Consider the following 12,182-nt stretch of genomic DNA (forward strand, 5'->3'; position numbering starts at 1 on the left):
TTCAATCTCGACGGCCTCGGCGACCTGCCCGATCTCGCGCCCGAGGACCTGCTGGCGACGCTGACGGAGCTGACCGCGATCACCGTCGCCGACGCGCTCGCGCCGTACGCGCCCGTCGAGGTCGTCGCGTCCGGAGGCGGCGTCCGCAACCCGACGCTGCTTGCCGCTCTGAAAAGCCGTCTCCCGCTGACCGTCAGCGACCAGCACGGCCTGCCCGCGCAGGCCAAGGAGGCCTACCTGATGGCGCTGATCGGCTTCCTCGCCTGGCACCAGGTGCCGCTGCTCACCGGCCCGCACGTGCTCGGACGCATCTCTCCCGGCGATGCGCCACTCGTCCTCCCACCACCGGCCGGCCCGCCCACCGGCCTGCTCATCCGAACCGGGTGAGCCGATCCGCGGACTTCGTTGACCAGCGGTGAAACGATGCTGACGTGGACCTCAGCGGGGACGGTGGCAGCGGATCGACCGCGACGGAGCTGGTCTGTGGCTCGTGTGGCGTGCCGTCCAGCCCGGCGGCACGATTCTGCAGCGCATGCGGCGCGCAACTGGCGCGCCCCAGCCAGCCGGCCGAGTACAAGCAAGCCACGGTGCTGTTTGCCGACGTTGTTCATTCGATGGACATCGCCGCGGCGGTGGGTACCGAGCGACTACGCGAGATCATGTCGGAGCTGCTGGACCGCTCGACAGCCGTCGTGGAACGTTACGGCGGCACGGTCGACAAGTTCACCGGTGACGGCCTCATGGCGATATTCGGCGCCCCGACCACGTTGGAGGACCACGCTTTTCGCGCATGCCTGGCCGCCTTAGACATCCAACGCGAACTGACCAGCCTGTCGAATGACGTCAACAGCCTCGACGGCATCGCATTACAGTTGCGGATCGGGCTGAACTCTGGTCAGGTCATCGCTGGCGAAATCGGTTCTAGCAGCGCAAGTTACACGGCTATCGGCGAACAGGTCGGCGTGGCCCAGCGGATGGAGTCCGTTGCTTCGCCTGGTGGGGTGATGCTGAGCGAATCGACAGCCAAGTTGGTGGCGAGCAGAGTCGTGCTGAGTGAGCCCGAAGAGGTCCGCGTCAAAGGTGGGAAAACGCTGATCGCCAGGAGGTTGGTGGCCATCGGCGAGTACCAGCCGCATCGCCGCACCGAATCCAAACTGGTCGGGCGAACATGGGAATTCACGACGATCAGCGCCATCCTCGAGGAGGCGGCCGCCGGCGCGGGCTCTGTCGTCAACATCGTGGGGCCGCCGGGCATCGGCAAAAGCAGATTGGTTCGTGAAACCGCCGCGCTTGCGAGCGGTCGGGGAGTGCCGGTATTCGGCACCTACTGCGAGTCGCATGCCAGCGATATACCTTTTCACGTGGTAGCCAGGATGCTCCGCGCGGCAATGGAAGTCGACGGACTCGGTGCGGACACCGCACGCATGCACGTCCGTCAGCGGTTTCCGTGGGCGGACCCGGAAGATCTGCTGCTGCTCGACGACCTGCTGGGAATCCGTGATTCGGCCGCGGTACTGCCGGATATCGCCCCCGATGCGCGGCGGCGACGGTTGACCGCGTTGGTCAATGCCGGAGCACTGGATCGGCCGGAGGCGACGGTGTACGTCATCGAGGATGCGCACTGGATCGATGAAATCAGTGAGTCGATGCTGGCCGAGTTTATGGCTGTCACGCCCCAGATCCCATCGCTGGTCATGATCACGTTCCGCCCGGAATACCGCGGTGCTCTTAGCCGCGTCCCTGGTGCGCAGACAATTGCGTTGCGGCCGTTGAGCGATGCGCACACGCAAGCATTAACGACCGAGCTTATGGGCGTGGATTCGTCGACGGGCGATCTCACGTGGCAAATCGCCAGCCGTGCGGCCGGAAATCCGTTCTTCGTCGAGGAAATCGTGCGCGATCTTGCCGAACGAGGATTGCTGCGAGGCCAGCCCGGTGCTTACCAACCGAGCGGAGACGTCGCGGACGTCGATGTGCCGGCCACGCTGCAAACCGCAATCGGCGCCCGCATCGATCGCCTTGGGACACCGGCCAAACGAACGTTGCATGCTGCAGCGGTCATCGGGGCGCGATTCGACACCGACCTGCTGACCGCACTCACTCCCGACGTGGATATGACGCCGCTGATCCAGGCGGAACTTGTCACCCAGGTGAGGTTCGCGCCGAGCCCTGAATATACCTTCCGCCATCCGCTGATCCGCACAGTTGCCTACGAATCCCAACTTAAATCTGTTCGGGCACAATCACATCAACGCCTCGCAGCCGCTATTGAGGCACGCGGTTCGGCGGACGAAAACGCGGCGCTGATCGCTGAACACATTGAAGCAGCAGGAGACTTGCATGCGGCCTTCGACTGGCACATGCGCGCCGGAACGTGGTCGGCCTGGCGAGACATGCGCGCGGCGCAGACGAGTTGGCGCCGGGCCCGCCAGGTCGCCGATCAGCTGCCGCATGATGACCCCGATCGTTTGGCCATGGCGATCGCGCCCCGCACGCTGTTGTGTGCGCATGCATACCGGCTGGGCGGCAGTGGCGCTGACCCGGGTTTCGAGGCGCTGCATGAGTTGTGCACCGCCGCAGGTGATCGGCAGTCGCTTGCGGTTGGGTTGTCGGGCCATGTGACGTGGCAGGTCATGAAAGCGCACCGCCGCGAGGCATCGCAACTCGCCGACGAACTCATCCAACTACTGGAGGCAATCGGCGATCCGACCTTGACGGTCGCGCTTTCTTTCACCGCAATGATTGCCAAACACGAAGCCAGCCACATGGCAGATGTGCTTCGGTTCGCGCAGCGCGTCATTGACCTTGCCGATGGTGATCCCGCGAAAGGCAAGCTGGTGACTGAATCTCCGTTGACTGTCGCCACTACCATGCGCGGTTTGGGCCGATGGTGTCTGGGCATTGCGGGCTGGAAAGATGACTTCGAGCAGTCGATCACGACGGCGCGTGCATTGTCGGTTGACGCCGCGACGTTTGGCGGCGCCATGTGGTTCTCATATGTCCCCGCGATCCCGTACGGCGTGCTGCTGCCCGATGAGACAGCCCTGCGCGATTCCGCGGAATTCCTGTCAATATCTGAGCAATCAGGCGACGATCTCGCCGTTGACCTTGCCCGAACGATTCATGGCCTCGCTTTGGCGTATCAGGACGGCCCCGCGCGTGAAGATGGCCTTGAGTTGCTCGTCAGAGAGCGAGAGCGGTGCGCGAACAACCAGTTCACCTTGACAAACCTGCCACTAATCGACGTACACATCGCTCGGGAAAAGGCGCGGACTGGCGATATCGGAGGCGCCATCGAATTGAGTCGCGCCGTCGTCGCGGACTTGTTCAACTCCGGCGGGTGCATCTGGACCGCGCTGGCCGTCAGCGTCCTGGTGGATGCACTCCTGCAACGCTGCGGTGACGGTGACCTGGACGAAGCCGAGCACGCGATAGCTCAATTGGCGGCCGTGCCGACCGATCCCGGCTTCGTGGTGCACGACATCACGCTGCTGCGACTGCGGGCGCTGCTCGCCCACGCCCGTGGAGACGACACCGCCTACCGCGACTTTCGTGACCGCTACCGCGCCATGGCGACATCGTTGGGCTTCGAGGGCCACATGAAGTGGGCGGAAGCTATGCCATGATTTTCAACGCGAGCTGGTACGGCTCGGGCTCATTGCGGTTGGTCAGCACGACTACCGTCGTGCGCTGCTTCGGGTAGCGCACGATCACATGGCGAAAGCCCACCGATTCGCCGGAGTGCCACAGCGTTTCGCCGGTGATGCGCCAGCCGTAGCCGTACGCGATGTCGGGATCGCCGGTGTGCGTCGCGGGTGTGAACGCCGCCCGCAACGAGCTGGGCTGCAGCAGGCGTCCGTCGTACAGCGCGGCATCCCATTTCGCGAGATCGTCGATCGACGAATAGATCCCGCCGTCACCGAGCACCGCACTGGTCTGGTCTTGGTCGGTACGGTTCCAGCGGCCAGCCTCTTCTGTGTAGCCGAATGCGCGATTGTTTACCGTCGAGATGCCTTCCTCGTACGCCACGGTGTTGTTCATCCCGAGCGGTTGGAAGATGCGTTCCCGCAGGAACTTTGCGAAGGTCGTCTCCGATGCCTGCTGGACGATCAGAGCCAATAATGCATAGCCGCTGTTGCTGTACCGATAGCCGGTGCCAGGGCGGAAGTAGGTGCGATCCTGCATTTCCAGTAGCCGCAGCACGTCCCCGTCGTGCAACTGCGCGTTGGAGTTTTCGGGGATCACGTCTTCGTAGTCGACGAGCCCCGAAGTGTGGGTCAGCATGTGGTGAATCGTGACCGTCTCGGTGGCCTTCGGCAGCGAGGGCAGCCAATTGTGGATGCGGTCATCGAGTTTGAGGCGGCCGTCCTCGCCCAGCAGCAGAATGCTCGCGGCAGTGAACTGCTTCGTGCACGACGCCAGCCGGTAGTTCGTCTCAGGCGTGGCGGGCGTGCCCGTCTCCAGGTCCGCGAGGCCGTAGCTTGCGCGCACCACCGGCTCACCGTTGCGCAGCACGAGCACGGACGCGCCCGGCACGTCGCCGGCGTAGTTGCGCATCACGGCATCGATTTTCGGGCAGAGCATCAATAGCGCTCGTCGTCTCGCAGCCCGCCAAGCAGTTGGCCGGCCTCATGGCCTGTCTCGACCGGTCCGGACGGGCGTGGTGCGGGTCCGCTGAGGGTAGCTGGATGAAGCCTCCCCGCTCTGGTCATTTCGGCTAACGGATCCGCCTTAGCCGGAACTAGACGGGCCACGACGGCTCCGTGTTCGGTGATATCGATTTCTTCGCCGCGTCTGACTCGCGCGAGGACTCCGGCAGTATTTTGCTTCAGCTCACGCACCGGCACCTCAGGCATGCGCATTATTTTCCTACTTTTGCGTAGTAGCTCGCGTCATTAACAGGCACCGCGCTTGCATACGCTTACACATCAGATGGTGTAAATTCATGTGTATGCGGACGAACATCGACATCGATGACGACATCTTGCGCGAGGCCCAGCGTCTGGTGGGCACGCGAACCAAGCGCGACACGGTGAACTTGGCGCTGCGTGAGCTCGTCGCCCGGCATCGTCAGGTCGGCGTCCTCAACCTGCGCGGGAAGGTGCACTGGGACGGCGACTTGGCCGAGAGTCGTCGCGGCCGGTCGTGATCGTCGTCGACACCAGCGTCTGGATCGACGTCCTAAACGACACGCCGACGCCGCAGGCTCAGCGTTGTGTTCAGTTGCTCGAATCGCGAGAACCCGTCGCGCTAACCGACGTCATCCTGACCGAGGTTCTTCAGGGCCTGCGCTCAGATCGGGAGGCCGCGCTAGTGGAACGGCATTTGCGCGCCTTCCCGATCCTTCGTCTGGAGGGTCTAGATGATTTCGCGCTGGCGGCGAAGTTATATCGGATGGCGCGACGCGCAGGGGTGACGATCCGCAAGACGCTTGACTGTTTGATCGCCGCCCCCTGCGTGCGTACCGGTGTCCCGCTGTTGCATGCGGACCAGGACTTCGACCGCCTCGCCAGCTGTACACCGCTTCGAATCTGGCCGGGCTAACCGCCGGCGCTTGCCTGAATTCCGGCCTCGACGACCGACATGAACGTGGTCAGATCGGAGATGAGGTCGTCGAACGTGCGCGGCCGTGGCGGATCCGTCTCGTGCAGAAAATCAGTCACGGTTTCGAAGAGTCCACCGACGGTGGCCACCGCCAGCGCGTGGTAGTTGATCTCGCCGCTTGGATGGTTACGACGCCAGAGCGACTCGATGAACGACGCCGCCCAGCGCCGGTTCTCCCGACGCTGAGCTTCCACTCGGGGCGAAATACCAGCAGCTGCACCAAAAGTCACCATCGCGACGCGAGGGTCGTCGACCAACGTGTGGGCGAACGCTGCCAAAACCCGACGCACGGTTTCTTCTTCGTCGGCGTCGGCCGACTCCCGCATCGCTCGCGCCACTTGCTCTTCAATGCGTTCGGAGACCTGGCGCAGCAGCGCCACATAGCAATCTTCCTTGCTGTCGAACAGGTCGTAGAACGCTTTGTTGCCGACATACGCGGTCTGGCAGATCTCCTCGATCGACGTGTTGGCGTACCCGTCGCGGGCGAACAGCTCGAACGCCGCCAGCAACAGCTGTTCCCGTCGCTGCTCGCGGCGCTGTTCGGCGTCCAGGCCGCGGATCTTGCGCGGCCGGGGTTGCGCGGACGTGCGCATTGCTGCCATGGCGCCGAATTTTAGCGCCATTGCTCTTTTCGACAAGAGCTCTTGTTTCTAACCGGCTGCCGTGTTGTAATTTCGAGCACAGTCGCTCAAGCAGGGGAGACGCCATGCCGGGACGGGTAGCCATCGCCACAACCTGTGCAGCCGCCCTAGGCGCCCTCGTCGCGGTCCCAGCCCTGCCGCACCACGCTCAAGTGCGTCTGACCAGCGTCGACAACGCCGACTCGCCGCTCGGCGACGGCACGGCATTGATCTTCGGCACCAGCGGCACACCGGTCGCCAGCCCGGGCTACCAAGAGGCCGTCGAGCAGCTGTATCTGCAGCCGCGCGGCTTCGACGGCACCATCGAAGCCCCGTTCACGCCCGAGGGGTTGTATCCGGTCACGGGCGTGCACACGCTGCTTGTCGACACCTCGTTCGCGCAGGAGGAACAGATTCTGGACTCCGCGATCCAAAGCCAAATCGCCGCGGGGGGAGTGGACGCCGCCAACCCGGTGGTGGTCTTCGGCTGGTCGCAGAGCGCGGATTTCTCCGGGCTGACCGAGCCGGAACTCGCCGCTCAAGGTGTGCCCAGCGATGACGTGCACTTCATCATGGTCGGCGATGCCAGCAATCCCGACGGCGGCTTGCTGGAACGCTTCGACATCCCCGCCGGTTCGGATCCGTCGGTCCCGAGCCTGGGCATCACGTTCGACGGCGCCACGCCGGCCGATCTCTTCCCGACCGACATCTACACCAACGAATACGATGGCTTTGCCGACTTCCCCAAGTACCCAATCGATTTCCTGTCCGACCTCAACGCGTTCTTGGGGATCCTCTTCGATCACATCACCTATCTCAACCCGCTTCCCGGCCAGCTCGCCGACGCAATCCAATTGCCGACGTCGATGGCCGACACACTGACCAACTACTACATGGTCCCCGAGGATCTGCCGCTGCTGGACCCGCTGCGGTTGATCCCCGTCATCGGCAATCCGCTGGCCGATCTGCTGCAGCCCGACATGTCGGTGCTGGTCAATTACGGCTACGGCAGCATCCAAGACGGATGGAGCCCCGGATTCGCCGACGTGCCGAGCCCGATGGGGCTGTTGCCGACCGACGTCAACCTGGGCGATGTCGTTACCGCGTTGGTCAACGGGATCCCGCAAGGCATCACCGCCGCCATCAACGACTTGCAGGATCCCGCTAATTACCAAGTCATTTCGTCCATTTTTGACAACCCGGTCACCAATCAGCTGATCAGCATTGCGCACACGATGGGCTTCACCGACGCCACGAACCTGCAATCGCTGCTGAACATTCCGACGCTGCTAAGCCTTGCGCAAACCGCGTTGAGTCATTTCGCCAACTTCCCGATTTCGGACGCGACGCTGCTCTCGTCGCCGACCGAGCTCATCAACGATTTCAGCGCCACCCTCTCGGCCGACTACGCGACCCTGGTGCCCGTCGCCGACACCGTCACCGCGCTACTCACCAGCCTGCCCTCCTATGACATCAGCCTCTTCACCGATCAACTCGAGGCGGGCAATCTGCTTGGCGCCATTGGTGATCCGATCGCAGCCGACATCGCGCTGGTCCCGTTCGCGATCGGGTACGGCGCGGCCGCGCCCGTCTTGGAGGCGGCCGCTGGAACGCTGCTGAACCTGGTGGACCTGATTCCTGGGCTCTAGTTCAGCCGGGGTGAGCCGCGAAGAACTGCCAGAGGGTCTGGGTGGCGTTCATCGCGTTCCTCGGGCCCAATCGTTCGAGGAACGTGGTACCGCCTGGCCACTGGTGCCGGCCGCTGGTGATGGTGAGCAACTCGACGCTGCGATGGTCGGCGCACTCAGCGGTCGATGTGGTGACCGGAGCCTTGGTGGTGACATCGGGTGGACCGCACTGGTCGACGTTGCGCCAAAACGCGTTGACATCAGGTATCGACGGGCCGTTGACAGTGCTCGCGCCCTGGCCGCCGTTGTAGGGGACCAGCCGGTCGGCGTCGCCGTGGATGTGGATCACCGACGTCGGGTGCGGGGCGATGCACGTGTCGAGCTGGGTGGCCGCAACCGGGCCGATGGCCGCGAAGACGCTGCTGTTGCAGGCCAGCGCGAAGGTCATGATGCCGCCGTTGCTGATCCCGGTGGCATACATCCGCGACGTGTCGACGGGCATAGACCCGCCGATCTGTCCAACCATCGCGGTGATAAAGCCGACGTCGTCGACGTTTTCTTGCACAGCCCTGCCGCAGCAGCCGTGCCCATTCCAGGTCTGCCCGACGCCATCGGGGTAGGCGACGACGAACTTCGCCGAATCGGCTAATTGATCCCAGCCATAAGAGGTTTCGGCCTGCTCGGCGTCGCCGAACGCGCCGTGCAGCATGACCACCAGCGGCGCCGCCGCCGCCAGGCCGGCCGGCTTGTGGACCCGGTAGGTGCGGTCCAGCCCGCCGAACGCCATTGTGTGCATGGTTGTGCCGCCCGGGAGCCGCGTTTCTGGCTGATGCGGACCAGAACACCCCGACAGGGCGACCAGCACGCCGAGCAGCGCAATTTGCCGGACGAGCACGCATTAAAGGTACTGGTTACGAGCGCGTTTGCAGCTCGATCTGCACTGCGACCAGACTGATGCGCATGCAGATCCCGTTCGCCGACGCGGTGCTCAGCCGGCTCAGCCGCCGCGACGCCGGGGTCGAACTCATCGAGGAGATCGAGGACGAGGCGGTCGACTCCGTCGACGCCGCCGATCTGCTGACGGCAGAGCCGGCCCTGCTCTTGCAGCGGATGGAAAACCGACTGATCCGCCACCAGCTCGCCGAGCCGGACGTGCTGAGCGCCGAGGAGCTGCGCAAGCTGCGCTACATCCTCAACTTCGCCCGGCTCGCCGACTTCGAACCGGGCGCCGCAGGCCCGGGCGGAAGCCGCGGGCGCGGCGACGTCTCTGTCGGCGCCGAAATCGCGCCGTGGCGCTCCCGGGTGGCCGACACCCTCTACGGACCGCTGCGCGAGGAATCGGATCCGATCACCGCGCTGAAAACCGCACGAGAGGTGCTGGCAGGTCTGGCCGCCGACCAGGACGACCAACGAAGAGTGCTCATCGAGCGGCACGGAAATGACTTCGCCGCAACGGAATTGGACGCCGAGGTCGGCTACAAGAAGCTCGTCACGATCCTCGGGGGCGGGGGCGGTGCGGGTTTCGTCTACATCGGCGGCATGCAGCGGCTGCTGGAAGCCGGCCAGCTGCCCGACTACATGATCGGCGCGTCGATCGGGTCGATCCTGGGCAGCCTGGTCAGCCGCGCCCTGCCGGTGCCGATCGAGGAGTACGTCGCCTGGGCCAAGACAGTGTCCTACCGCGCGATCCTCGGCCCCGAACGGCTGCGCCGCCGCCACGGCCTGGCCGGCATGTTCGCGTTGCGCTTCGACCAGTTCGCTCACACGATGCTCAGCCGCGAAGACGGTCAACGAATGCGCATGTCGGACTTGGCGATTCCCTTCGACGTCGTGGTTGCCGGTGTGCGCAAGCAACCGTATACGGCGCTGCCGTCCCGGTTCCGCCGTCCCGCATTGGCGGCGCTGAAGCTGCAGTCGGTGCCGTTCCGCCCGATCGGCATCGGCCCGGTGGTCGGCGCCCGGATGTGGCAAGTGGCAGCATTCATCGACTTGCGGGTGGTCAAGCCGATCATCATCGGCGGCGACGACCCGGCTCGCGACTTCGACGTCGTCGACGCGGCGTCGTTCTCGGCGGCCATTCCTGGTGTGCTGCACCATGAAACGAGCGACCCGCGGATGATCCCGATCCTCGATGAGCTCTTCGAAGAGAAGGACATCGCGGCGCTGGTCGACGGCGGTACGGCCAGCAATGTCCCGATCGAGCTGGCGTGGAAGCGCATCCGCGACGGCAGGCTGGGTACCCGCAATGCGTGCTATCTGGCTTTCGATTGCTTTCACCCGCAATGGGATCCGCGACACCTGTGGTTGGCGCCGATCACCCAGGCGGTCGCGTTGCAGATGGTTCGCAACCTGCCCTACGTCGATCAGCTGGTCCGATTCGGGCCGACATTGTCGCCGGCGAACCTGGCGCCGTCCGTCGCGGCCATCGACCGGGCGAGCCGATGGGGACGCAACAGTGTCGACAAGGCGATCCCGGTGACGACGGCGCTGTTAGAGCCGACGTGGTGGGAAGGGGACGGGCCCCCAGCCGCCAAACCGAAGACGCCGCCGAAGTCGGTCGCGTCGCCGATGAGTGCGGTGATGGCGGCGATCCAGGTGCCGACGAGCCGCCTGGCCCGGTTGCGAAGCCGCCTGACCTGAATTCAGGGCCACGCTTCCCAGCTGATCATGGTCCGCAGCGGTCCGGCGAATATCGGTCGCACTGCAGCTGATCGCCACCGTTCTTCGACAATGGGAGCCAGGGCCTCGGTGGTGGCGAGAGGCTCCTCGTCGAGGTAGATGACGGTGATGTACTGGGGTTCGGTGCGCCATCCCCGGTGGGTGTGGTCCCAGGCCGTCGTCGAACCGAATGTCCATACGCCGGCAGTGCCGGGTGTCGCGAGCAGCGCTGGATGGTGTTCGGTATGCAGCCATTGCAGCCAGTGGCTGGGCCGCTCGCGGATGGGCTCCTCGACGATCAGCAGGACGCCGCGGTGCGGCCGAAACGGCACAACCTCGGGCGAAACGAGCGCCTGCGGTGCGGCTTGCCACTGCAGCAGTCGCAGTCCGGCCACCTGCAGTGACGCTCGCACGATCGGAAAGCGACCGTTCTCCCGCAGCGCGCGGCCCAGCGCGACGAAGTCATCGAAGGTTTCTTCGACGGGGTTACCGACGAGGTAGTGGACGGCGTTGCCGATCTCTCCCGGTGGTCCGTGAGAAGCCAACCGATGGTCGAGGTAGGCGCCGTCGGCGATCCAGCGCAGCGCGTGCACGATGCCCGGTAGTTGGTATTGCTCGGGCATGTGATCGAGCAGGTGCCAACGGAGGTAACTCCCGTCGTCGTCAGCCGGCGCCGGAGCGGTGAGGCTGAATATGCCTGCCTTGACACGGATCACGCCGACCTCCAGGGCGTCGATTCTGCCACAGTGCGACTACCCTGGCACAGGTAAGCATCGACAACGGCCCCCATCCATCCCGGACCGGTCCACGAGGCCTGCCCAGTAAGGCATCTGCGCGAATGGCCCTTGTTGTTGGAACTGTTTTGCTGACGCTCGTTGCGGCGGCATCGGCCAGGTATGTAGCGCACCGACTCGCAAGCGGCAGGCAGCCAGATGCGGCGCCCGCAACCGAATTCGCAACGGTGTCAAAGCTGATGAACGACGCGATCGCGGAGCATAGGCTGCCCGGTGGTGTGGTGGCGATCGGACATGGCGGCAGGATCGTCTTCCATGAGGCGTATGGCTCGCGCAAGCTCGCCGGCGAACAGGGGCTCGACGGATCCCCCGCGCCCTCCGAGCCGATGACCGAAGACACGATCTTCGACATCGCGTCGTTGACCAAATGTCTCGCGACGGCGACGGCCATCATGCAGCTCTACGAACAGGGCAAGGTCGCGTTCGACGAACCGGTGCAGACGTATCTGCCTGACTTCAACACCGCGAACGATCCACTGCGTGCACAAGTGACGGTCCGTATGTTGCTTACCCATACGTCAGGCGAACCGATCGACGTAAACCTCGGAGATCCATGGGGACTCGACGGAGCCGATAAAGCAGAAGGCATTCATCGCGCGCTCACGACGTCGCTGCAGTCGGGTCCCGCTGAGGTTTTCCGCTACTCCGACATCAACTACATCCTGCTTGGTGCGCTGATCGAGAAACTCACGGGCGAGAACGAAGATGTCTACGTTCAGCGGAATGTCTTTGCCCCGCTTGGCATGAACGAAACCCGCTACCTTCCGCCGGCCAAAGCATGTGGCCCTCATGTGGTGCGAGGAGCCGCGATTGCCTGGGCGCCAGGAGGTATGGCGGTTGCCTGTCCCGCAGGAACCTGGAACACCAGCCTGTTGTCG

The 12,182-nt window shown here is 64.4% G+C and carries 12 protein-coding genes; 7 read left to right on the forward strand and 5 right to left on the reverse strand.

Going from position 1 to position 12,182, the window contains the following annotated elements; genetic code table 11:
• The coding region (locus WB785_RS20040) for an anhydro-N-acetylmuramic acid kinase (protein WP_424081111.1) at nt 1-387 on the forward strand (387 nt) is incomplete at its 5' end.
• 44 nt (nt 388-431) lie between these two features.
• Complete coding sequence (locus WB785_RS20045; RefSeq protein WP_424081113.1) at nt 432-3,626, forward strand: ATP-binding protein; 3,195 nt, start codon at nt 432-434, stop codon at nt 3,624-3,626.
• Here WB785_RS20045 and WB785_RS20050 read toward each other — a convergent pair.
• Together WB785_RS20050 and WB785_RS20055 are read right to left on the reverse strand one after the other, a co-directional pair.
• Nucleotides 3,616-4,557 (reverse strand): serine hydrolase domain-containing protein, encoded by a 942-nt coding sequence (locus WB785_RS20050; protein ID WP_424081115.1) that lies wholly within the window; start codon nt 4,555-4,557, stop codon nt 3,616-3,618. The genes WB785_RS20045 and WB785_RS20050 overlap by 11 nt on opposite strands.
• A 26-nt stretch (nt 4,558-4,583) precedes the next feature.
• The gene (locus WB785_RS20055) at nt 4,584-4,862 is read right to left on the reverse strand and encodes a type II toxin-antitoxin system Phd/YefM family antitoxin (protein WP_424081117.1); all 279 of its coding nucleotides are present in this window, start codon (nt 4,860-4,862) and stop codon (nt 4,584-4,586) included.
• A gap of 89 nt (nt 4,863-4,951) precedes the next feature.
• On the opposite strand from WB785_RS20055, the gene WB785_RS20060 reads away from it, so the two are divergent.
• Nucleotides 4,952-5,149: a type II toxin-antitoxin system VapB family antitoxin gene (locus WB785_RS20060; protein ID WP_424081119.1), complete on the forward strand. Its 198-nt coding sequence runs from the start codon at nt 4,952-4,954 to the stop codon at nt 5,147-5,149.
• On the forward strand, nt 5,146-5,544 hold the full coding sequence (vapC, locus tag WB785_RS20065; protein WP_424081121.1) for a type II toxin-antitoxin system VapC family toxin: 399 nt from the start codon (nt 5,146-5,148) through the stop codon (nt 5,542-5,544). Before WB785_RS20060 ends, vapC begins: the two co-directional genes overlap by 4 nt.
• Here vapC and WB785_RS20070 read toward each other — a convergent pair.
• Nucleotides 5,541-6,206, reverse strand: coding sequence for a TetR/AcrR family transcriptional regulator (locus tag WB785_RS20070; protein ID WP_424081123.1), 666 nt, complete (start codon nt 6,204-6,206; stop codon nt 5,541-5,543). The genes vapC and WB785_RS20070 overlap by 4 nt on opposite strands.
• A 104-nt stretch (nt 6,207-6,310) precedes the next feature.
• Here WB785_RS20070 and WB785_RS20075 point away from each other — a divergent pair, with 104 nt between their 5' ends.
• Entirely contained in the window at nt 6,311-7,873 is a 1,563-nt protein-coding gene (locus WB785_RS20075; RefSeq protein WP_424081125.1) for a PE-PPE domain-containing protein, read from the forward strand.
• A 1-nt stretch (nt 7,874) separates the two neighbouring features.
• Here WB785_RS20075 and WB785_RS20080 read toward each other — a convergent pair whose 3' ends face one another.
• Nucleotides 7,875-8,747 (reverse strand): alpha/beta hydrolase family esterase, encoded by an 873-nt coding sequence (locus tag WB785_RS20080; RefSeq protein WP_424081127.1) that lies wholly within the window; start codon nt 8,745-8,747, stop codon nt 7,875-7,877.
• A gap of 65 nt (nt 8,748-8,812) precedes the next feature.
• Between WB785_RS20080 and WB785_RS20085 the strand changes: the two genes are divergently transcribed.
• A complete protein-coding gene (locus tag WB785_RS20085) occupies nt 8,813-10,492 on the forward strand; it encodes a patatin-like phospholipase family protein (protein WP_424081128.1) in 1,680 nt (559 codons plus the stop codon).
• Between the two features lie 2 nt (nt 10,493-10,494).
• Here the strand turns inward: WB785_RS20085 and WB785_RS20090 are convergent, their stop codons facing one another.
• Entirely contained in the window at nt 10,495-11,223 is a 729-nt protein-coding gene (locus WB785_RS20090) for a hypothetical protein (RefSeq protein ID WP_424081131.1), read from the reverse strand.
• Nucleotides 11,224-11,483: 260 nt separating this feature from the next.
• Here WB785_RS20090 and WB785_RS20095 point away from each other — a divergent pair.
• A partial coding sequence (locus WB785_RS20095) for a serine hydrolase domain-containing protein (protein ID WP_424081129.1) occupies nt 11,484-12,182 on the forward strand: 699 nt, incomplete at its 3' end.

Source organism: Mycobacterium sp., from assembly GCF_049585075.1.
Lineage (GTDB): Bacteria > Actinomycetota > Actinomycetes > Mycobacteriales > Mycobacteriaceae > Mycobacterium.